19 protein-coding genes are annotated in these 20,540 nt (G+C 66.5%); 5 read left to right on the top strand and 14 right to left on the bottom strand.

The window, feature by feature from the left end:
- Positions 1-79: 79 nt before the first annotated feature.
- The 4 genes from P2869_RS06635 to P2869_RS06620 all read right to left on the bottom strand — a co-directional run bounded on the left by P2869_RS06635 (position 80) and on the right by P2869_RS06620 (position 5,895).
- The gene (locus tag P2869_RS06635) at positions 80-2,806 is read right to left on the bottom strand and encodes a ComEC/Rec2 family competence protein (protein ID WP_277597816.1); all 2,727 of its coding nucleotides are present in this window, start codon (positions 2,804-2,806) and stop codon (positions 80-82) included.
- 197 nt (positions 2,807-3,003) lie between these two features.
- Entirely contained in the window at positions 3,004-3,792 is a 789-nt protein-coding gene (locus P2869_RS06630; protein WP_026122087.1) for a TatD family hydrolase, read from the bottom strand.
- 110 nt (positions 3,793-3,902) lie between these two features.
- Positions 3,903-4,649 (bottom strand): lipoprotein-releasing ABC transporter ATP-binding protein LolD, encoded by a 747-nt coding sequence (lolD, locus tag P2869_RS06625; RefSeq protein WP_017778005.1) that lies wholly within the window; start codon positions 4,647-4,649, stop codon positions 3,903-3,905.
- On the bottom strand, positions 4,642-5,895 hold the full coding sequence (locus P2869_RS06620) for a lipoprotein-releasing ABC transporter permease subunit (protein WP_277597815.1): 1,254 nt from the start codon (positions 5,893-5,895) through the stop codon (positions 4,642-4,644). The genes lolD and P2869_RS06620 overlap by 8 nt, the downstream gene beginning before the upstream one ends.
- A 241-nt stretch (positions 5,896-6,136) precedes the next feature.
- Between P2869_RS06620 and P2869_RS06615 the strand changes: the two genes are divergently transcribed.
- The 5 genes from P2869_RS06615 to P2869_RS06595 all read left to right on the top strand — a co-directional run bounded on the left by P2869_RS06615 (position 6,137) and on the right by P2869_RS06595 (position 12,897).
- Entirely contained in the window at positions 6,137-7,255 is a 1,119-nt protein-coding gene (locus P2869_RS06615) for a regulator (protein ID WP_277597814.1), read from the top strand.
- A gap of 112 nt (positions 7,256-7,367) precedes the next feature.
- Complete coding sequence (gene recJ, locus P2869_RS06610; RefSeq protein WP_277597813.1) at positions 7,368-9,074, top strand: single-stranded-DNA-specific exonuclease RecJ; 1,707 nt, start codon at positions 7,368-7,370, stop codon at positions 9,072-9,074.
- 52 nt (positions 9,075-9,126) lie between these two features.
- Positions 9,127-10,231 (top strand): peptide chain release factor 2 gene (gene prfB / locus P2869_RS06605; protein WP_126875737.1). Its coding sequence is split into 2 segments (ribosomal slippage): positions 9,127-9,207 and positions 9,209-10,231, totalling 1,104 coding nucleotides; the frame shifts between segments, so codons are not numbered across the junction.
- 34 nt (positions 10,232-10,265) lie between these two features.
- The gene (gene lysS / locus P2869_RS06600; protein ID WP_277597812.1) at positions 10,266-11,792 is read left to right on the top strand and encodes a lysine--tRNA ligase; all 1,527 of its coding nucleotides are present in this window, start codon (positions 10,266-10,268) and stop codon (positions 11,790-11,792) included.
- A 367-nt stretch (positions 11,793-12,159) separates the two neighbouring features.
- Positions 12,160-12,897 carry a glycine zipper 2TM domain-containing protein gene (locus tag P2869_RS06595; RefSeq protein ID WP_199541461.1) on the top strand — a complete coding sequence of 246 codons (738 nt, stop codon included), beginning with the start codon at positions 12,160-12,162 and terminating at the stop codon, positions 12,895-12,897.
- Positions 12,898-13,033: 136 nt separating this feature from the next.
- Here P2869_RS06595 and iscX read toward each other — a convergent pair whose 3' ends face one another.
- The 10 genes from iscX to P2869_RS06545 form a co-directional block, all read right to left on the bottom strand.
- Positions 13,034-13,231 (bottom strand): Fe-S cluster assembly protein IscX, encoded by a 198-nt coding sequence (iscX, locus tag P2869_RS06590; RefSeq protein ID WP_017777997.1) that lies wholly within the window; start codon positions 13,229-13,231, stop codon positions 13,034-13,036.
- A gap of 15 nt (positions 13,232-13,246) precedes the next feature.
- Positions 13,247-13,588 (bottom strand): ISC system 2Fe-2S type ferredoxin, encoded by a 342-nt coding sequence (gene fdx, locus P2869_RS06585; protein ID WP_017777996.1) that lies wholly within the window; start codon positions 13,586-13,588, stop codon positions 13,247-13,249.
- A 285-nt stretch (positions 13,589-13,873) separates the two neighbouring features.
- Positions 13,874-15,742, bottom strand: coding sequence for a Fe-S protein assembly chaperone HscA (hscA, locus tag P2869_RS06580; RefSeq protein WP_277597811.1), 1,869 nt, complete (start codon positions 15,740-15,742; stop codon positions 13,874-13,876).
- A 76-nt stretch (positions 15,743-15,818) separates the two neighbouring features.
- Positions 15,819-16,346 carry a Fe-S protein assembly co-chaperone HscB gene (gene hscB, locus P2869_RS06575; protein WP_277597810.1) on the bottom strand — a complete coding sequence of 176 codons (528 nt, stop codon included), beginning with the start codon at positions 16,344-16,346 and terminating at the stop codon, positions 15,819-15,821.
- Positions 16,347-16,463: 117 nt separating this feature from the next.
- Positions 16,464-16,787, bottom strand: coding sequence for an iron-sulfur cluster assembly protein IscA (iscA, locus tag P2869_RS06570; protein ID WP_042301183.1), 324 nt, complete (start codon positions 16,785-16,787; stop codon positions 16,464-16,466).
- Positions 16,788-16,997: 210 nt separating this feature from the next.
- The gene (gene iscU, locus P2869_RS06565) at positions 16,998-17,435 is read right to left on the bottom strand and encodes a Fe-S cluster assembly scaffold IscU (protein ID WP_017777992.1); all 438 of its coding nucleotides are present in this window, start codon (positions 17,433-17,435) and stop codon (positions 16,998-17,000) included.
- 57 nt (positions 17,436-17,492) lie between these two features.
- Complete coding sequence (locus P2869_RS06560; RefSeq protein WP_277597809.1) at positions 17,493-18,716, bottom strand: IscS subfamily cysteine desulfurase; 1,224 nt, start codon at positions 18,714-18,716, stop codon at positions 17,493-17,495.
- 112 nt (positions 18,717-18,828) lie between these two features.
- Positions 18,829-19,362 carry a Fe-S cluster assembly transcriptional regulator IscR gene (iscR, locus tag P2869_RS06555; protein WP_017777990.1) on the bottom strand — a complete coding sequence of 178 codons (534 nt, stop codon included), beginning with the start codon at positions 19,360-19,362 and terminating at the stop codon, positions 18,829-18,831.
- Positions 19,363-19,508: 146 nt separating this feature from the next.
- Positions 19,509-19,991 carry a low molecular weight protein-tyrosine-phosphatase gene (locus P2869_RS06550; protein WP_277598064.1) on the bottom strand — a complete coding sequence of 161 codons (483 nt, stop codon included), beginning with the start codon at positions 19,989-19,991 and terminating at the stop codon, positions 19,509-19,511.
- Between the two features lie 148 nt (positions 19,992-20,139).
- Entirely contained in the window at positions 20,140-20,400 is a 261-nt protein-coding gene (locus tag P2869_RS06545; protein ID WP_277597808.1) for a hypothetical protein, read from the bottom strand.
- Positions 20,401-20,540 lie beyond the last annotated feature (140 nt).

Raw genomic sequence — 20,540 nt, 5'->3', positions numbered from 1 at the left:
GCGCTTCGCCGCCGGTCGTGGAAGCGTTGCCCGTGCCGCGCCTGAAGGCCCGTTCCACCTGCTCGCTCCTGCCTTCGCGCTAGCGATCCATCCAGTAGCGCCGATGCGTCTCGCGATAGCGCTCAGGCACGAGCGACGACGCGTTTTGTGCCTGCGCGCCCGCGTCATCGCGTCGAACCGTCGCCACATCGAGCCTGACCGCGCCGTCCACGTCGCTGCGCGTGAGCGTCGCGTCGCGCGCCTCGTAGCGGGCGAGCACGCGCGGATTCGGGTGGTGGAAACGGTTGCGATAGCCTACCTGAAATATCGCGACGAGCGGCTCGACGGAATCGAGGAACGGCTCGGTAGACGAGGTCGCGCTGCCGTGATGCGGCACGACCAGCACCTGGGCGTGCAAGGCGGCGCGGTTGCGGGCGATCAGCGCGCGTTCGGTTTGCGCGTCTGCATCCGCGCTGAGGAGTGCAGATGGCACAGGCAGGTCAGGCACTGGCGTAGCGTTTGAAGTGGCCCGCGCCGATGCGCCTGCTGCCGCGCCCATCGCCGAACTTTCCGGCACCGCGGCCGTCACGCGCAGCACGCAGCAATGCTCGTTGGTCTTGCCGCGCAGCGGGCCGGGATCCGGCCACAGCATCTCGAAGGCGACGCCGTCCCACTGCCAGCGCTGCCCCGCCGCGCACTGCACGGTCTGCGCGCCGGCCGCACGCGCGGCCGCCCACAGCGGATGCGAGGGCGCGACAGCGGCCAGCATCTGCCCCACCTCGACACCGTCGAGCACCGCCGCCGCGCCGCCCGAATGATCGGAGTCGTCGTGGCTCACCACCAACGTATCGAGCCGCCGCACGCCGCTCGCATCGAGGTACGGCACGACCACGCGCTCGCCGGCGCGCGTCGATTCGGGCCCGGGCCCAGCGTCGAACAGCAAGGTGTGCCGCGCCGTTTCGATCAGCACAGAGGAACCCTGACCGATGTCGAGCGCGGTCAGACGAAACGCGCCCTCGGCCGGCCCGGACGGCGGCGGCACGAGCAACGGCAGCAAGGCGAGCGGCGCCGCCCAGCGTAACGGCCAGCCGCGCGGCGCGAGGCACCAGAGCACGCCCACCGCCGCGGCGGCGAGCGCCCAGGCGCTGGGCGTCGGCACATGAAGCAGCGCCCACGCAGGACGCGAGACCCCTTGCAGCGCCACCGCGAGCCACACGAGCAATTCGTGCGCGGCACGAAAAGCCAGCGCATCGAGCGGCGCGGGCAGCACGCACCCGGCGAGCACGATGGGCGTCACGACGACGCTCACCCAGGGAATGGCGAACGCATTCGCAAACGGTCCGATGAGCGGGATCTGCGCAAACCACAAGGCCGTGAGCGGCGCGAGCGCGATGGTCACGGCGAACTGCACGTGAGCGCCTTCGCGCAGCCATGCGCCGACTGCGCCGCTCATTCGCCGAATGCGTATTGCGAGTTGCGCCATTCGTTGCGCCATTCGTTGCGCCATTCGTTGCGCCATTCGTCGCGCCATTCGTTGCGGGCGATGGTCGTGGCTGCGCAGTCCATCCACGTCGCGCTCCACGTCATCGAGCGCGTGCGCGGACGCCGCTTCCCGTCGCCGTACCGTGCGCGACATCGCGAAGAAGATGGCCGCGACCGCGCCGAACGACAGCCAGAACCCTGCCGACACCACCGCCCAAGGGTCGATCACCAGCACGATGCCGAGCGCCCACGCGAGCGCCGTGGACCGGGCTACCTGACGGCCGCTCACGAACGCAAGCCCAATCACGGCAAGCATCCACAACGCGCGCTGGGCCGGCACGTTGAAACCGGCCAGCCCGGCATATAAGGCCGCCGCCAGTGCACCGCCGACCACGGCAACTTTCTGAGCAGGCGCGATCAGCGGCCAGTCGCATCCGACGAAACACGAGCGCCGCCACAAGGCAGCAACGAGCCAGCCCACCATGCCGGCCACCAGACCGATATGCAGACCGGACACCGCCACCAGATGGCTCGTGCCGGTGCGCCGCATCAGCCGCCAGTCTTCGTCGCCGATGAGATCCTGGGCGCCGTTCGCAAGCGCAACCACGATGCCGCGATGCGGCGCGTCGCCCAGTGCTGCGACGATGCGCTCGCGCAGCGCCATGCGTGCGCGTTCAAGCGCGATACCCACGCCGCGTTCGTCGCCGGCGAGGCGCTGCGCGTTCTGCGTGGCGCTCACGTAGCCCGTGGCTCGCACGTTGCGCGCAATGAGCGCAGCTTCCGCGTCGCGCACGCCGAAGTTCGCCGTGCCATGCGGACGTTTGAGCCGCACCGTGAGGCGCCAGCGCTGCCCGGGTTCCAGCGTCGGCACCGGCGCGTCACGTGCGATCCACGAAAGCTGCAGGCGCCGCGCAAAGCGTTTGGGCGCGGCAAGACGCTGCGCTTCGGCCACCTCGGTCGCTTCGGTCGCCGCGCCCACGAGCACCGCGGATTCCACTGCGAACTGAAAGCGCACACCGTTGGCATCCACGGCGGGCAGGTTCTCGATATAGCCCTGCACGTCGATGTCGCGCCCTTCCCACGTCTTGGGCAGCTCGTACGCGAGCCGCGTCTCGGCGCGCCACGCCGCATAGACGAATCCGATGCAGGTCGCGGCTATCCAGATGGCGCACCAGCCACCAGCACGAACGAATCGCCTGCGGCCGCCTCGCAACATCGCAGCCGCCGCGCCCACCGACATCGCCGCAATCAGCAACCACGCCATGACAACGTGCCCGCCCGGCAACGCCGCCTGCTGCTGCAACCCCACCACGCCTAACGCAAACCCGCACCACACTGCCCGCATGCCGTCTCCCGATCCAGCGCGGCCCCTTCCGATGCGAAGCCGTATCGGCATGAACGCCGCCCGGCCGGGACGACATCCGGCCACGCGTTGCTTCGAGCGCATCGAAAACCAACCGCGCAGCCGCCTCGCCCTTCGTTGCGCAAAAGCCAAACGAAGACGAAGGCGAGCCGCGCGAGGCCACCTCTAACAGGAAACGATTATGAAGACGAAAGCGCGAGCCGCGGCAGCGCGGCGTGCGCGTTAGCCGTTGTGCCGAGGGCGAGTGCGTCCTCACTCATGCCGCGCAGTTCGGCCAGCACCGCGCCGATGCGCGAGACCTGATCCGGCGTGTTGCGGCCGCGATAGATCCATGAGGGCGCAATGTCGGGTGCATCGGTCTCGACAACGATCGCATCGAGCGGCAATTGCTGCGCGAGCCGCCGGATCTGCAACGCGCGCTCGAACGTCAGATTGCCGCCGAAGCCGAGGTGGATGCCATGATCGAGATAAACCTGCGCCTGCTGGAAGCTGCCGTTGAACGCATGCGCGATGCCGCGATGCACGCCGTGCCGTCGGAGCCCCTTCAGCACCTGGTCCTGCGATTTGCGCACGTGGCAGATCACGGGCAGATCGAACGCGCGCGCCAGTTCGAGTTGCGCCTGGTAGAAGTGCTGCTGGCGCGCCTCGTCGAGCCCCGCCACGAAAAAATCGAGCCCGATTTCGCCGATGCCGACGAAGCGCTCGTCGTCCATGCTTGCTTCGATTTCCATGCGCAGCCGGTCGAGGTCCGCTTCGTCCGCATGCGGCGTAAAGAGCGGATGAATGCCGAGCGCGTAGGTGCCGCCTTCCACGCGATGCGCCAGCTCGCGCACGGTCGCAAAATTCTCGCGCCCCACGGCCGGAATCACGATGCGGCCCACGCCCGCTTGCCGCGCCGCGCGCGCCACCGTCTCCCGGTCTTCGTCGAACTCGGCCGCGTCGAGATGACAGTGCGTATCGATCCACATGGCAATGCCCTCCTCGCGACGGGCCGCCGCAAGGCGCGAGCCCGGCTTGCGGCGCGTCCGCTGCTCGATCCTGCGATCCTGCGATCGAACCATCGAAACGCGCCGCAGGTTCAGCCGTGATGCGCCAACGGCTCCTCGTGCAGCGTGCCGTCGCGCAGCCGCAGGATGCGGTCGCAACGGCCGGCCAGGTCGGGATCGTGCGTGACGATCACGAAACTCGTTTCGAGCGTTTCGGAAAGCTCGAGCATCAGGTTGAACACCGTGTCGGCGGTGGTGCCGTCGAGGTTGCCGGTAGGCTCGTCGGCGAGCACGCAGGCGGGCTTCGTCACCAGCGCCCGCGCAATCGCCACGCGCTGCCGTTCGCCGCCCGACAGCTCGCCCGGCCGGTGCTTCGCCCGATGTCCCAGCCCTACGCGCTCGAGCATCGCGAGCGCTTCGCGGCGCGCGTCCTCGGTCGCCATGCGGCGAATGCGCAACGGCATCGCGACGTTATCGAGCGCGGAAAACTCGGGCAGCAGGTGGTGAAACTGATAGACGAAGCCGAGCGCGCGGTTGCGCAGATCGTTGCGCTCGCGCTCGGAAAGCTGCGTGAACGGCTTGCCGAGCACGGACACGGCGCCCGCGCTGGGTTCGTCGAGCCCGCCCAGCACGTGCAGCAGCGTGCTCTTGCCCGAGCCCGAGGCGCCCACGATGGCGAGCTTCTCGCCGCGCTTCACGACGAGTTCCGCGTCTGTGAGCACCGACACGTCGAGGCCGCCCTGCACGAACGACTTCGAGATGCCGCTCGCTTCGAGCACGTAAGGCGAGTGGCCGGCCGGGCCTGCGGCCTTCGCGGCAGCAAGAGAGAGATCATTCATAGCGCAGCGCCTCCGCCGGGCGAACCTTCGCGCCGCGCCAGCTGGGATAGAGCGTAGCGAGCGCCGAGAGCAGGAAGGCAATGCCGCCGATGCGAATCACGTCGGAGGCGACCAACTCGGAAGGCAGCTCGCTGATGAAGTAGACGGACGGCGGCAGGAACTGCACGCCGAGCAGGTGTTCGATCATCGGCACGAGCCACGGGATGCTCCAGGCGATGAGGCAGCCCAGCGCGACGCCCGTTGCCGTACCGACGAAGCCGATGGTCACGCCCTGCACGACGAAGATTTTCATGATGGAGCCCGGCTGCGCGCCGAGCGTACGCAGAATCGCGATGTCGGCCTGCTTGTTGGTGACCGTCATCACGAGCGACGAGACGAGATTGAACGCGGCCACCGCGATGATCAGCGTGAGGATGATGAACATCATGCGCTTTTCGATCTGCACGGCCGAGAACCAGGTCTTGTTCTGCTGTGTCCAGTCACGGATGTAGAGGTCGCCCGAAAGCGTGCGCGCCAGTTGGTGCGCGACCTCGGGCGCGCGCTGCATGTCCTTCAGGCGCAGCCGCACGCCGGTGGGCGCCGGCAGCCGGTAAAGCGCTTGAGCGTCGCGGATGTTCACGAGCGCAAGCGTGCTGTCGTATTCGTAGTGGCCCGATTCGAACACGCCCGCCACGGTGAACTGCTTGAGGCGCGGCAGGATGCCCGCGGGCGTCATGGAGCCTTCAGGCGCGACGAGCGTGATCTTGTCGCCCACCTGCACGCCCAGGTTGGCCGCGAGGTCGGCGCCCAGCACGATGTCGAAGCTGCCCGGCGTGAGGTCGGTCAGTTGGCCCGCCTTCATTTCCTTGCCGATGTCGGAGACTTCCGGCTCCAGCGACGGCTCCACGCCGCGCAGTGCCACGCCGCTCACGGTATCGCCGCGCGTCAGAAGCGCCTGGGCATCCACATACGGCGCCGCGCCGATCACCGAGGGGTTCTGCCGCGCCTCTTTCGCAGTGAGCTGCCAGTCGGGCATCGATCCCATCGGCGAAAAAATTTCGACGTGCGCAAGCACCGAGAGCATGCGGTCGCGCACTTCGCGCTGAAAGCCGTTCATCACCGAGAGCACCACGATGAGCGCCGCCACGCCGAGCGCGATGCCCGACATGGAAACGAGCGCGATGAACGAGATGAAGCCGTTGCCGGTCGTGCGTTTGCCTGCGCGCGTGTAGCGCAGGCCGATCTGATATTCGTAGGGAAGTTTCAAGCGAATCCTTGTTTGCGCCCCCGGCGCGTGATTCCTGTGGTGATGCCTGTCGTGCGACTGCGCTGCGACGCGCCGGGCGGACGCAGTGCGGACCATCCTGCAACGTGTGGCGAGCCGGCCGTGCATCGTCAGCCCAGTCAGCCCATTGTCGAGTTGGGCCGCGGATGGCGGCCGATGGTTCCGTCCCGCAGCCGTCCCGGCGCGCCGTGGCGATCAAATCAACCGCGAAGTTTGCCATACAATGCGCACCATCATGCACGTCGAACCCCTCCACCGTCTGCACCTGCTCCTGCCTTTCGCGCTGCCCTCCGCAGCCGACGCTTCCACCGCGCTTGCCCATCTCGCCCACCCCGCGCTCGACCAGTTGGTGGCGCGTGCGACGCTCGTGGAGCGTGTGATCGGCGAAGACTTTCAGCGCACGCTGCCGCACGAGCGCTGGGTGGCACGCCGCTTCGGCGCGGTGCCCGCCGGCGCCGCGGCGGCGGACGAAGCGCCGCTCGCGCCGTACATGCTGCGCGCCGACGGCGGCAAGCCGGGCGATGCCACGTGGGCATGCGTGGAACCCGTGCACGTGCGCATTGCGCACGACCATCTCGTGCTGGTCGATCCGGCCGCGCTCGAACTGACCGACGAAGAAGCCGCCGTGCTCCACGACCTCGCGCGGCCGCTCATCGAAGAACTGGGCGTACGCATGGAGGCGCCGACGCCAAGACGCTGGTACCTCTCGAGCGACGCGTTCGGCACGCTCGCGGGCGCCTCGCCGCTGCGCGCGAGCGGCCGCAACATCGAAATCTGGCTGCCGCACGAGGCCCATACCGGGGAACGCTCGCGCCTCTGGATGAAGTTGCAGAACGAGATCCAGATGGCCTGGTTCGAGCATCCCGTGAACGAGGCGCGCGAGGCGCGCGGCCTGCCGGCCGTCAATTCGATCTGGTTCCACGGCCAGGGCGCGGCGCAGCCCGTCACGAGCCCGTTCGCTCGCGTGTACTCGGATGCCGTCGCTACGCGTGGCCTCGCACTCGCGGCACAAACGCCGCACGACACACCGCCCGCGACGTTCGCGGCGTTCGCGGCGTTGCGCGAAGCGCAACCGCGCCCGGACGACGGCGCAACGCTCGTCGAACTCGATCCGTTCTCCGTACCGTTCGTCGAACAGGACTGGGCACGCTGGAACGCGGCATTCGCGGCGCTCGAGCGCGACTGGTTCGCGCCCGCCCTCGCCGCGCTGCAAAAGGGCGAACTGCGCGCGCTCGACCTCACGCTGTGCGGCGACACGGGCTCGGTCACGCTCGCCGTCACGCGCGGCGACCTGCGCAAATTCTGGCGCCGGCGCATCTTCGCGTCGCTTTTCATCGAATGAGCGCGGCGCTCAGGCATTCGCTCAGGCATTCGCACCGGCCGGCCACCGTGCGTCGAAGCCCCGACAACGGCCACCACCACCGCCACAACCGCAGCAGCACGCACCGAACAGCATGACCCGAATCGTTACCCGCGCAGCGTCCATGGCTGACGTTGAAGTCCTGATCCGGCACGGCCTGCATCCCGTGCTCGCGCGCCTCTACGCCTCGCGCGGCGTGTGCGAACCGGGCGAGATCGAAACCGGCCTCGCGCGACTCACGCCGCCCGCCATGCTGAGCGGCTGCGACGAAGCCGCCGCGCTGCTCGCCGACGCCATCGAAGCAAAACGCCGCATGCTGGTGGTGGCCGACTACGACTGCGACGGCGCCACCGCCTGCGCTGTCGCGGTGCGCGGCCTGCGCATGTTCGGCGGCGAGGTGGACTACCTCGTGCCGAACCGCTTCGAGTACGGCTACGGGCTCACGCCGGAGATCGTCGCACTCGCGGCAACCCGGCCGGGTGGCAAACCCGATCTGCTCATCACCGTGGACAACGGCATTGCGAGCGTCGAGGGCGTGGAGGCGGCCAACGCGCTCGGCATCGACGTACTGGTCACCGACCATCACCTGCCCGGCGACACGCTGCCCGCCGCACGCGCCATCGTCAATCCGAACCAGCCGGGGTGCGGCTTTCCGAGCAAGTGCATTGCGGGCGTGGGCGTGATGTTCTACGTGCTGCTCGCCGTGCGCGCGGAACTGCGCCGACGCGGAACGTTCAACGACGGACGCGCCGAGCCGCGGCTCGACGGCCTGCTCGACCTCGTGGCGCTCGGCACCGTGGCCGACGTCGTGAAGCTCGACGCGAACAACCGCGTGCTCGTCGCGCAAGGCCTGCAGCGCATCCGCAACGGCCGCATGCAGCCGGGCATCGCCGCGCTTTTTCGGGCCGCGGGACGCGACGCGCGCAGCGCTTCGGGCTTCGACCTCGGTTTCGCGCTCGGCCCGCGGCTGAACGCGGCGGGACGTCTCTCGGACATGTCGCTCGGCATCGAATGCCTCACCACCGACGACGTGGGCCGCGCCTGGCAACTCGCGCAGCAGCTCGACGCGATGAACCGCGAGCGCCGCGAGATCGAGGCCGGCATGCAGCAACAGGCGCTCGACGACCTCGCGCTCGTCGACCCCGCAGGCGCCGCCACCATCACGCTCTTCAACCCCGCCTGGCATCAGGGGGTGATCGGCATCGTCGCGGGGCGGCTCAAGGAACGTTTCCACCGTCCGGTGTTCACCTTCGCGCCCGCCGACGAAAGCGGCGTGCTCGCCCGCGGCTCGGGCCGCTCGATTGCGGGCTTTCATCTGCGCGACGCGCTCGACCTCGTCTCGAAGCGCGAACCGGGGCTGATCCTGAAGTTCGGCGGCCACGCCATGGCGGCCGGCCTCACGATCGCCTGTGCCGACGTGGCGCGCTTCACCGCCGCGTTCGAGTCCGTGGGGCGCGAATGGCTGTCCGACGACGCGCTCGCGCGCATCGTGGAGACCGACGGCGAACTCGAAGACGCGTACTTCACGCCGCAATTCGTCGAGATGCTCGATGCCGCGGTCTGGGGCCAGGGCTTCCCGGCGCCGGTCTTTTCGGGCGAATTCGACGTGGTCTCGCAGGCGCTCGTGAAGGACCGGCATCTCAAGCTGCAACTGCTGCGCGGCCGCCAGCGCTACAACGCGATCTGGTTCAACCACACCGACTTGCTGCCGGCACGCGCCATGCTCGCCTACCGGCTCGCCTCGGACACCTGGAACGGCGTTTCGCGGGTGCAGCTGATCGTGGAACACGCGGCGGCGTGACCGCGCGATCGGCTATAATTTCACGTTTTTACAGCATCAAATCAGGACCGACATGGAAGCGGAACGTCTGAACGCGATCGAAAGCTCTCTCGCCGACCTGCGCCGTCGCGCAGACGAGCTTCGGGGGTATCTTTGACTACGATGCCAAATCTGCGCGTCTAGCCGAAGTCGACAAGGAACTCGAAGACCCGAACGTCTGGGACGATGCGAAGCACGCCCAGGCACTCGGCAAGGAAAAGAAGCTGCTCGAAGGCGTGGTCACCTCCCTCACCGGCATCAGCAACGACCTGCGTGACACGCAGGAACTGTTCGAGATGGGCCGCGAGGAAAACGACGAAGACACGCTCGTCGCCTGCGAAGCCGACGCGGCCGCCATCGAGAAGCGCGTCGCCGACCTCGAATTCCGCCGCATGTTCGCGAACCCCGCGGACCCGAACAACGCCTTCATCGACATTCAGGCCGGCGCCGGCGGCACCGAAGCGTGCGACTGGGCGTCGATGCTGCTGCGCCAGTACCTGCGCTACTGCGAACGCAAGGGCTTCAAGGCCGAAGTGCTCGAAGAGTCCGAAGGCGACGTGGCCGGCATCAAGAGCGCGACCATCAAGGTAGAAGGCGAATACGCCTACGGCTTTTTGCGCACCGAAACCGGCATTCACCGCCTCGTGCGCAAGTCGCCGTTCGATTCGTCGGGCGGGCGCCACACTTCGTTCTCATCGGTGTTCGTGTATCCCGAGGTGGACGAGTCGTTCGAAATCGACATCAATCCGGCCGATCTGCGCATCGACACGTTCCGCGCGTCGGGCGCGGGCGGTCAGCACATCAACAAGACCGACTCGGCCGTGCGGATCACGCACATTCCGACCGGCATCGTCGTGCAATGCCAGAACGACCGCTCGCAGCACCGCAATCGCGCCGAAGCAATGGCCATGCTGAAGTCGCGCCTCTACGAGGCTGAACTGCGCAAGCGCCAGGCCGAGCAGGACAAGCTCGAATCGAGCAAGTCGGACGTGGGCTGGGGCCATCAGATCCGCTCCTATGTGCTCGACCAGAGCCGCGTGAAGGACCTGCGCACCAACGTCGAAATGAGCAACACGAAAGCGGTGCTCGACGGCGACCTCGACGACTTCATCAGCGCGAGCCTCAAGCAGGGCGTATAAGCCGCGCCGGCCCGCTACCGAACATCAACCGATCATGACCGAACCCACCCAGCCGAACGCCGCCCCCGAACTGGACGACAACCAGATCATGGCCGAGCGCCGCGAAAAGCTGCGCGCGCTGCGCGAGCAAGGCGTCGCCTACCCCAACGACTTCCGTCCCACCCACCAGGCCGCGGCACTGCAGTCGGCCTACGCCGAGGCCACCAAGGAAACGCTCGAAGCCGAAGCGCTCGACGTGGCCGTGGCCGGCCGCATGATGCTCAAGCGCGTGATGGGCAAGGCGAGCTTCGCGACGGTGCAAGACGGCTCGGGCCAGATCCAGTTCTTCGTCACGCCCGCCGACGTGGGCGAAGCCACCTACGACGCGTTCAAGAAGTGGGACCTGGGCGACATCGTCGCGGCGCGCGGCGTGCTGTTTCGCACCAACAAGGGCGAGCTTTCCGTGCGCTGCACGGAGCTGCGCCTGCTCTCGAAGGCGCTGCGTCCGCTGCCGGACAAGTTCCACGGTCTCGCGGACCAGGAAATGCGCTACCGTCAGCGCTACGTCGACCTGATCGTGACGCCCGAGGCGCGCAAGACTTTCGTCGCGCGCACGAAGGCGATCTCGTCAATTCGCCGTTTCATGTCCGACGCCGAATTCATGGAAGTGGAAACGCCGATGCTGCACCCCATTCCGGGCGGCGCGGCGGCCAAGCCGTTCATCACGCACCACAACGCGCTCGACATGGAAATGTTCATGCGCATCGCGCCGGAGCTGTATCTGAAGCGGCTGATCGTGGGCGGCTTCGAGCGCGTGTTCGAGATCAACCGGAATTTCCGCAACGAGGGCGTCTCGCCGCGCCACAACCCGGAATTCACGATGATGGAGTTCTACGCCGCGTACACCGATTACACGTGGCTCATGGACTTCACCGAGCGGCTGATCCGCCAGGCCGCCATCGATTCGCTCGGCACGGCCACCCTCGTCTACCAGGGCCGCGAGTTGGACCTCGGCAAGCCGTTCCATCGGCTCACGATCACGCAGGCCATCCAGAAGTACGCGCCGGACTACACGCCGGCCCAACTGGACGATGAAGCGTTCCTGCGCACCGAACTGAAGAAGTTCGGAGTGGACACCACCGAACCCAAGTTCCTGAACTCGGGACTCGGCGCGCTGCAACTCGCGCTCTTCGAAGAAACCGCGGAATCGCAGTTGTGGGAGCCCACCTACATCATCGACTACCCGGTGGAAGTCTCGCCGCTCGCGCGCGCGTCGGACAAGGTGCCGGGCATCACCGAGCGTTTCGAGCTGTTCATCACGGGGCGCGAAATCGCGAACGGCTTCTCGGAACTCAACGATCCGGAAGACCAGGCGGCACGCTTCAAGAAGCAGGTCGAGCAGAAGGACGCGGGCGACGAGGAAGCGATGTTCTACGACGCCGACTACATCCGCGCCCTGGAATACGGCATGCCGCCGACCGGTGGCTGCGGCATCGGCATCGACCGGCTCGTCATGCTGCTCACGGACAGCCCGAGCATCCGCGACGTGATCCTCTTCCCGCACCTGCGTCGCGAAGACTGATCGCAGAGTGGCGCCGTCGGCGTATTGCGGCGGAACCGCCGGTGGGTTGATCGGAGAAAGCGCTGGGCATATCGCCCGGCGCTTTTTGTTTGTACTGCGCCTAACGCGCGTGGCGCACGCAGCATGCGTTCCTGGGCTTTCCCGATGGTTGTAACTATCGGTAAATGGATTCGATCCCGTTTCCGTGCCGCATGGCGGTGCAGCGGCCAAAGGCCGCACCGACGCGGTTTTGCCGGACCGGAGCGGAGCCTCGCCTTTCCTCGCCGGCTGCCCGCCGGATTTGGTTACAAAGTGAAAAAGTCGGATGGATCGAAGTGGGCGACACTTGGTCTGATAAACACCGACTCTGTCACGACGGAGGCCATAAATGAATAACCCGACCAACGTTCAACCCACACAGACGCGCCGCCTTCATCCGCTCATCGCCGTCGCCGCGGGCGCTGTCATCGTGGCAAGCCTCGCCGCCACCGCAGCTATTACGGGCCTGTTCCCGAAGGCCACGAGCGGCAGTGCCGAGAACAATCAGGTTCAGTCCGCGGCCATTGCGTCTCAGCCCGTGGTCGATTCTTCGCAGCCGGCGAACCCCGCCACGTACGCCCAGACGCAACAACCCACGCAGACACAGCAACCGGTACCGGTTCAACGGGCTCCTGCTCAGCCTGTGCCGGGCCAGGAAGCTCAGTACGCGCAACAAGGCGCACCGGGGCAGCAACCGCAGACATATGCCCAGCAACAGCCCTACGCGCAACGTGAGCCGGCACAGCCCGCGTACTGCCAGAGCTGCGGCACCGTGGAAGCGATCTCGGCCGTACGCACCGAAGGCCACGGAACCGGTATCGGCGCAGTAGGCGGTGCCGTTGCGGGCGGCGTGGTCGGCAACCAGTTCGGTTCGGGCAACGGACGCACGGCCATGACGCTGCTCGGCGCGCTGGGTGGCGGTCTCGCCGGCAATTCGGTGGAAAAGCATCTGCGCAGCACCACCAGCTACTCGGTGCGCGTGCACATGGAGAACGGCAAGACCCGCTACTTCACGTATCACCAGGCGCCGCCGTTCCAGCAAGGCCAGCGCGTACGCATCGAGAACGGCACGCTGGTGGCTTACTGACCCACTGCGAGAGCGCCTCGCTGGCGGCCCCGGCGCTCGCTGGCAGCGCTCCGACGTCCCGATACGAAAAAGGCGATTCGCAAAATGTGCGAATCGCCTTTTTCGTTTCCTGATCGCACGAACGATCCACTTCCCGTCAGTAGTCGGCGTCTTCGATCCACGCCGCCTGAATCGCCTCCAGAATCTTTTCGTTCGACCGGTTCGGGTCGTCGTCAAAGCCCTCGAGTTCGGTCACCCAGCGGTGCAGATCCGTAAAACGCACGTACTGCGGATCGACCTGCGGATGGGTGTCCGTGAGGGCCATCGCAATGTCTTGCGTGTCGGTCCATTTCATGGCGGCTCGCTCCTGTCAGTGGTTCTCTTTCGCGTGGTTGATCGAATAGCGCGGGATCTCGATCACGAGGTCCTCGCTCTGCGGCACGATCGCCTGGCACGACAGACGCGAAGTGGGTTCGAGGCCCCATGCCTTGTCGAGCAGGTCGTCCTCGTCTTCCTCGGACGGCGTGAGCGCTTCGAAACCTTCGCGCACGACGACATGGCAGGTCGTGCACGCGCAGGACTTCTCGCACGCGTGCTCGATCTCGATGCCGGCGTCGAGCAGCGTATCGCAGATGCTCTTGCCAGGCGTAGCTTCGATGACGGCGCCATCCGGGCACAGTTCGACGTGGGGCAGCACAACGATTTGAGGCATGACCAATTCCGTTTGATTAGCGGTTCGGGCGCGGCCACCGGTCGTCGACGATCGGGTTCCGCATCATTTTACCTGGGGCGCGCGCGGCGCAGCATCGGGAAATCGCTGACGGCGTGGACTTGTCGCGCGGGCTTGTCGCACGTACACAGCCGCATTGCGGGCGCCTCGCGGGCCCCCTTGCGCGCAGCGCCGAGTGGACTTCGTGGACGTCGAAAGCGTACGAGCCGCGACCGCCGCGATGAACCGAGCGTTGCGACCCGAAAGCGATATGACGAAAGACCCCGCTCACCCGATCTCGTCGAGCCGACGCCCGGCCAGCGCGCGCTTGATGCCCTTGTCCATGCGGCGCGCGGCGAATTCGTCGGTGCCTTCGGAGAGCGCTTGGGTCGCGGCCTCGATGGCATCGGCATCTTCGCCTGCCGCGACCTCGCGCAAGCCGGCCACGAGGCGGTCCAGCTCCGCACGCTCGGCGGCATCGAGCAATTCGCCGTCGGCCGCGAGCGCCGCGCCGGTTGCTTCGATCAGGCGCTGCGCCTCGACCTGCGCTTCGCGCAGCGCGCGTGCCCGCATGTCGGTCTCGGCCGACGTGTAGCTGTCTTCGAGCATCTTCGCGATGTCGTCATCGGCAAGGCCGTACGAGGGCTTCACCACGACCGACGCCTCCACGCCCGACAACTGCTCGCGCGCGAACACGGACAGCAGGCCGTCCGCGTCCACCTGGAACGTCACGCGGATGCGCGCGGCGCCGGCGGCCATCGGCGGAATGCCGCGCAGCTCGAAACGCGCAAGCGAGCGGCAGTCGGACACGAGTTCGCGCTCGCCCTGCACCACGTGGATCGCCATGGCGGTCTGACCGTCCTTGAACGTCGTGAAGTCCTGCGCGCGCGCCACCGGAATGGTGGAGTTGCGCGGGATGATCTTCTCGGCGAGGCCACCCATTGTTTCGATGCCGAGCGACAGCGGAATCACGTCGAGCAGCAGCCAGTCGTCTTCGCCGCGATTGCCGGCGAGCAGATCGGCCTGGATCGCCGCGCCGAGCGCGACCACCTGGTCCGGATCGAGATTCGTGAGCGGCGGCTGGCCGAAGAACGCTTCTACCGCACGGCGGATCACCGGCATGCGCGTCGCGCCGCCGACAAGCACCACGCCCTTGATGTCGGCGGGCATCACCTTTGCGTCACGCAGGGCCTTTCTCGTCGGGCCGAGCGTGCGCTGCACGAGGTCGCGCGTGAGCGTTTCGAAGGTCGCTTCGTCCACAGTGAGGTCGAGCTTCGTGCCGCTGGCGAGCGTGGCCTCGATCCTCGCTGTAGGCGCGGCCGAGAGCGCTTCCTTCGCCACGCGCACGTGGTCGAGCAGCAGGCGCACGTCTTCGGGCTTAAGCGTCTTCGCGTCGAGCCCCGCTTCGCCGAGCACGTGGCGGAACAACGCGTGATCGAAATCGTCGCCGCCGAGCGCCGAGTCGCCGCCCGCCGCCAGCACCTCGAACACGCCCTTCGTGAGCTTCAGGATCGAGAGGTCGAACGTGCCGCCGCCCAGGTCGTACACGGCGTAGAGGCCTTCGGCGCCGTTGTCGAGACCGTAGGCAATCGCCGCCGCGGTGGGCTCGTTGAGCAGGCGCAGCACGTTGAGGCCGGCAAGACGGGCGGCGTCCTTGGTGGCCTGGCGCTGGGCGTCGTCGAAATACGCGGGGACCGTGATCACCGCACCCACCAGTTCGTCGCCGAGCGTGTCTTCGGCGCGTTGCCGCAGCGTCGCCAGAATTTCCGCGGACACTTCCACCGGGCTCTTCACGCCGTCCACGGTACGGATCTGCACCATGCCGGGCGCGTCCACGAAATCGTAGGGCGCGTTTTCGGCGCCCTCCACTTCATGCTTGCCGCGCCCCATGAAGCGCTTCACGGACACGATCGTATTGCGCGGATCGAGCACCGCCTCCGCCTTCGCCACGCGGCCGATGCGGCGTCCGCCCTTTTCCAGGTAACGCACGACCGACGGCAGCAGCACGTGGCCCTCCTCGTCGGGCAGCACGTCGGGCAGGCCGTTGCGCACGGCCGCGACGAGCGAGTTCGTGGTGCCGAGGTCGATGCCGACGGCGAGCCGCCGCTGGTGCGGCGCGGGCGCCATGCCGGGTTCGGAGATTTGCAGTAGGGCCATCTGTGATGTGTGTCTCTGATCTCTCGCGGGCCGCGTGGCCCGTCAATGTAGGTGTGTTCGTGTCGTGGCCGCGCGCTTAGCCTTCGAGCCGCTCGATCTGCGTGTCGATGTCCGCCGCCACGCGCTCGATGAACATGAGCTGACGCACCGCTTCGCCCGCCGCCTGGTTGGCGCCGCTGTCGAGCAGCGCCGCGAGCTTGTCGAGGCGGGCACGCTCTTCGTCGCGCAGTTCGGCCAGGAGCGCGTCCAGCGCACCGACGTTTTTCGCCGCGGCCGCGTCTTCGATGCTCTCGCGCCATTCCATCTGCTGCATCAGGAAGGCCGGCTCCATCGCCGTGTTGTTCTCGGCGCCGACGTCGATGCCGCGCAGATGCAGCAGGTACGTCGCGCGGCGCAGCGGGTTGCGCAGCGTCTGGTAGGCCTCGTTGGCGCGCGTCGCCCATTGCATCGCAATGCGCTTTTGCGCGTCGCCGGCCGCCGCGAAGCGGTCCGGATGCACCTGCGACTGCACGGTGCGATAGGCCTCGTCGAGCGCGTTCGTCTCGACGGCGAATTGCTCGGGCAGGCCGAACAGGGCGAAGTGGCTATCGGTCAGCGAGGCCATGCTCAAAAGGAACAGGTGGGTGGAAACAACGTCGTGAAAAGGCCGGCTATCCGGCGGCACGCCGGACGCGAATCAAAAAAAGGCGGCCCGTGCCGCCTTTCTTGTGCGTGCGCCCGCTTATACGCGAAACGACTCGCCGCAGCCGCACTCGTCCTTCACGTTCGGGTTGTTGAACTTGAAGCCTTCGTTCAGGCCCTCGCGTGCGAAGTCGAGCTCGGTGCCGTCGATATAGGCCAGGCTTTTCGGGTCCACGATGACCTTCACGCCGTTGCTCTCGAACACCTGGTCCTCGGCCGACAGCTCGTCGACATACTCGAGCTTGTACGCAAGACCCGAACAGCCCGTCGTACGCACGCCGAGCCGCAGCCCGATGCCTTTGCCGCGCCGGGACAGATACTTCTGCACGTGTTGTGCCGCCTTTTCCGTCAACGTAATAGCCATAGCGTCTTCGTCGCACGAAGCGCCGCCGCGCTGCGCCCCGGAATGCTCCGGAACGTTTCCAGCATCAGCGCCGCCGCGCAACCCTGCCTGCATCCGTTCGTTAAACCACTTGCCACTGGCCCTGCCCGTCAGCCGGACAGGCTGTTTTGCTGCTCAGTTGCTGCCTGGTTACCACTCTTGCTTGCCGCTTCGCAGCGGCTCGCTTGCCACTCAAGCCGCTGCGTGCTTCGCTTCGGCATCCGCGGCTTCGGCCGTGGCGGGCGTCTGCGCGCCATGACGCTGACGGTAGTCCGCCACCGCGGCCTTGATCGCGTCTTCCGCGAGAATCGAGCAGTGGATCTTCACCGGCGGCAGCGCGAGTTCTTCGGCGATGTGCGTGTTCTTGATCGAGAGCGCCTCGTCGAGCGTCTTGCCCTTCACCCATTCCGTCACGAGCGAACTCGACGCGATCGCCGAACCACAGCCGTACGTCTTGAACTTCGCGTCTTCGATCACGCCGTCTGCGCCCACGCGAATCTGCAGCTTCATCACGTCGCCGCAGGCCGGAGCGCCCACCATGCCGGTGCCCACCGCATCGTCGTCTTTCGCGAACGAACCGACGTTGCGCGGGTTTTCGTAATGATCCAGAACCTTGTCGCTATATGCCATGATTCACTCCTTGATTCGTTTCGAGTCTCTCGCCTGTCGCCGCCGAAATCGGCGCGCTCAGTGCGCGGCCCACTGGATGGTGGACAGGTCGATGCCGTCCTGGTGCATTTCCCAAAGCGGCGACAGCTCGCGCAGCTTGGCGATCTTGTTCTTCAGCAGATTGATCACGTAGTCGACTTCCTGCTCCGTCGTGAAGCGGCCTACCGTGAAGCGAATGGAGCTGTGCGCCAGTTCGTCGTTACGGCCAAGCGCGCGCAGCACGTACGACGGTTCCAGCGACGCCGACGTGCACGCCGACCCCGACGACACCGCCACGTCCTTCACGGCCATGATCAGCGACTCGCCTTCCACGAAGTTGAAGCTGATGTTCAGGTTGTGCGGGACACGCTGCTCCATGTCGCCGTTCACATAGACTTCCTCGATCTGCGAAAGGCCGGCGAACAGGCGGTCGCGCAACATGCGGATGCGCTCGTTTTCCGTTGCCATTTCTTCGCGGGCAATGCGGAACGCCTCGCCCATGCCGACGATTTGGTGCGTGGCCAACGTACCCGAGCGCATGCCGCGCTCGTGGCCGCCGCCGTGCATCTGCGCCTCGATGCGCACGCGCGGCTTGCGACGCACGTAAAGCGCGCCGATACCCTTCGGGCCATAGGTCTTGTGTGCCGAGAACGACATCAGGTCGACCTTCAGTTTCTGCAGGTCGATTTCGACCTTGCCCGTGGCCTGCGCGGCGTCCACGTGAAAAATGATGCCCTTCTCGCGACAGATCTCGCCGATCGTCGCGATGTCTTGAATCACGCCGATTTCGTTGTTCACGTGCATGACGGAAACGAGGATCGTGTCGGGACGCAAGGCAGCCTTGAATACGTCGAGGTCGATCAGGCCGTCGTCTTTCACGTCCAGATACGTGACGTCGAACCCTTCGCGTTCGAGTTCGCGGCAGGTGTCGAGCACGGCCTTGTGCTCGGTCTTCACCGTGACGATGTGCTTGCCCTTGCTCTTGTAGAAGTGCGCCGCGCCCTTGATGGCGAGGTTGTCCGACTCCGTCGCGCCCGAGGTCCAGATGATTTCGCGCGGATCGGCATTCACGAGCGCCGCGACGTTTTCGCGCGCTTCCTCGACGGCGTGCTCGGCGTCCCAGCCATACGCGTGGCTGCGCGAGGCGGGGTTGCCGAACTGCTCGCGCAGATACGGAATCATCTTGTCCACCACGCGCGGATCGACCGGCGTCGTCGCGCTGTAGTCCATGTAGATGGGCAGGTGGGGAATATCGTTATTCATCTATCGCTCCGGGAAATCGGTGTGTTGCTTGCATGCTCCAGCCCGCGGCGCCTCGCGGCAAAACTGGCGGAATCGACACGCCAGCCGCTTCGCACGAGACGCGCAGCGAGGCTCAGGAACTGGCCATGTTGAAGATGGAGTTCGGTCCCTTCGGCGTGGCCCGCACGGGCTCGACCGCTTTGGCTTCGGTGCGGCGATCGCGCAGCACCGCCGCGGCCGCACCTTCGCGCGCCCGCTGCTGGTCGACGAGATCCTTGAGCGACACCGAGTCGAGGTACTCGACCATTTTCTGGTTCAGCGTGGACCACAACTCGTGGGTCATGCAGTGGCCGTCGACCTGCTTCGTGCCGTCGCACGTGCCCTTGCCGCCGCACTGGGTGGCATCGAGCGGCTCGTCGACCGCGATGATGATGTCGGCGACCGTCACGTCCTCGGCACGGCGGGCAAGATTGTAGCCGCCGCCCGGTCCGCGCACGGACTCGACGATTTCATGACGGCGCAGCTTGCCGAACAGCTGTTCGAGATAGGACAGCGAGATGTGCTGGCGCTGGCTGATACCGGCCAGCGTCACCGGGCCCTGCTCCTGGCGCAACGCCAGGTCGATCATCGCCGTGACGGCGAAACGGCCTTTCGTGGTGAGTCTCATGATGTATGGGGAACCGCAATTCTCGACAATTTTCGTCAAGTATAAATACATGACTCTTTTAGTCAAGTATCCATGCCATGATTCGGGTTATCGGAACGCCCCGAAAGGGGCAAAAAGAGAACAAAACTGCAACCGGCCGTCTTGCGTCACGCTGTAAGACGCTCGCGCAGAACGGCCAACAGGCCCGCGCAGGCCGCCTCGCACTGGTCCAGGACGGCTTCGAAACCCTCCGCCCCGCCGAAATACGGGTCGGATACTTCGCGCGCCGCACCGGGCGACGCAAATTCCATCAGCAGCCGAATCTTGTGGCGCAACGTCGGCGGGCACACGCTGTGCAGCGCCGCCACGTTCGCCTCGTCCATGGCGAGTAGGAAGTCGAACCGCTCGAAATCCGCACGCCCGATCTGGCGGCCGCGCAGCGCCGAGAGATCGTAGCCGCGTGCGCCGGCTGCATGCTGGGCGCGTGGGTCCGGCGCTTCGCCGATATGCCAGTCGCCCGTGCCGGCCGAGTCGATATGGATGCGCTCCTCGAACCCCGCCTCGTTCACCAGATGCCGCATCACGCCCTCCGCGGTCGGGGAACGACAGATGTTCCCGAGGCAGACGAAACAGATCGAGACCGTGTTCATCGGAAAAAGCGGCGCGAGCGGGCGGCGAAAAAAGGCTGAGCGGCGATTATACAAAGGCCCGCTCGATCGCGCCCGCAGCCCCACGCGCCGGACCGGAGCGACCGCGCGCGAGGACAACGGCATGACGAAAGACGAGCAGGCCACGAACTCAGAGTGCCTGCGACGAACCCAGGGCCGCACCCGCCCGTTCGGTCGTCTTCGCGGCCACGGGCGCATCGCTGCCGACAAGGCCGTACGACACCGTACGCGCGAGTTCGGCGGCGAACTGGTCGTTGCCCGACGGCAGTTGCGAGGCACGCGATTCGGAATCGCGTGGTCCATAGAGGCTCGCCAAACTGGCGGCAGCGACGGCTATGAGCAGCGGCGTAGCGATGGCCAGTGGCCAGTAAAGCGATATTTTCTTTCTCATGATGCGCTCTCTCGACGGGTGGCCCGCGGCACGCACGGGCGGCGGTCGAAATGATAAGAGCGCCGGCAATCGGGAAAAACCCGCCCGAAGTGAACACTCTGTTGTCTCGGGATAAACAGTGCTCGCGAAGCGGCGGAACT

It is taken from the genome of Paraburkholderia sp. SUR17 (assembly GCF_029536165.1).
Lineage (GTDB): Bacteria > Pseudomonadota > Gammaproteobacteria > Burkholderiales > Burkholderiaceae > Paraburkholderia > Paraburkholderia kururiensis.
This window is presented reverse-complemented; position numbering and strand designations above follow the sequence as displayed.

Bases quoted from the DNA above. Each gene is read 5' to 3' on its own strand.
- fdx (WP_017777996.1), bottom strand. From the start codon at position 13,588: ATGCCTCAAATCGTTGTGCTGCCCCACGTCGAACTGTGCCCGGATGGC.
- P2869_RS06635 (WP_277597816.1), bottom strand. From the start codon at position 2,806: ATGCGGGCAGTGTGGTGCGGGTTTGCGTTAGGCGTGGTGGGGTTGCAG.
- P2869_RS06595 (WP_199541461.1), top strand. From the start codon at position 12,160: ATGAATAACCCGACCAACGTTCAACCCACACAGACGCGCCGCCTTCAT.
- recJ (WP_277597813.1), top strand. From the start codon at position 7,368: ATGACCCGAATCGTTACCCGCGCAGCGTCCATGGCTGACGTTGAAGTC.
- iscX (WP_017777997.1), bottom strand. From the start codon at position 13,231: ATGAAATGGACCGACACGCAAGACATTGCGATGGCCCTCACGGACACC.
- P2869_RS06550 (WP_277598064.1), bottom strand. From the start codon at position 19,991: ATGAACACGGTCTCGATCTGTTTCGTCTGCCTCGGGAACATCTGTCGT.
- lolD (WP_017778005.1), bottom strand. From the start codon at position 4,649: ATGAATGATCTCTCTCTTGCTGCCGCGAAGGCCGCAGGCCCGGCCGGC.
- P2869_RS06545 (WP_277597808.1), bottom strand. From the start codon at position 20,400: ATGAGAAAGAAAATATCGCTTTACTGGCCACTGGCCATCGCTACGCCG.
- iscU (WP_017777992.1), bottom strand. From the start codon at position 17,435: ATGGCATATAGCGACAAGGTTCTGGATCATTACGAAAACCCGCGCAAC.
- P2869_RS06615 (WP_277597814.1), top strand. From the start codon at position 6,137: ATGCGCACCATCATGCACGTCGAACCCCTCCACCGTCTGCACCTGCTC.
- lysS (WP_277597812.1), top strand. From the start codon at position 10,266: ATGACCGAACCCACCCAGCCGAACGCCGCCCCCGAACTGGACGACAAC.
- iscA (WP_042301183.1), bottom strand. From the start codon at position 16,787: ATGGCTATTACGTTGACGGAAAAGGCGGCACAACACGTGCAGAAGTAT.
- P2869_RS06560 (WP_277597809.1), bottom strand. From the start codon at position 18,716: ATGAATAACGATATTCCCCACCTGCCCATCTACATGGACTACAGCGCG.
- iscR (WP_017777990.1), bottom strand. From the start codon at position 19,362: ATGAGACTCACCACGAAAGGCCGTTTCGCCGTCACGGCGATGATCGAC.
- P2869_RS06630 (WP_026122087.1), bottom strand. From the start codon at position 3,792: ATGTGGATCGATACGCACTGTCATCTCGACGCGGCCGAGTTCGACGAA.
- hscB (WP_277597810.1), bottom strand. From the start codon at position 16,346: ATGGCCTCGCTGACCGATAGCCACTTCGCCCTGTTCGGCCTGCCCGAG.
- hscA (WP_277597811.1), bottom strand. From the start codon at position 15,742: ATGGCCCTACTGCAAATCTCCGAACCCGGCATGGCGCCCGCGCCGCAC.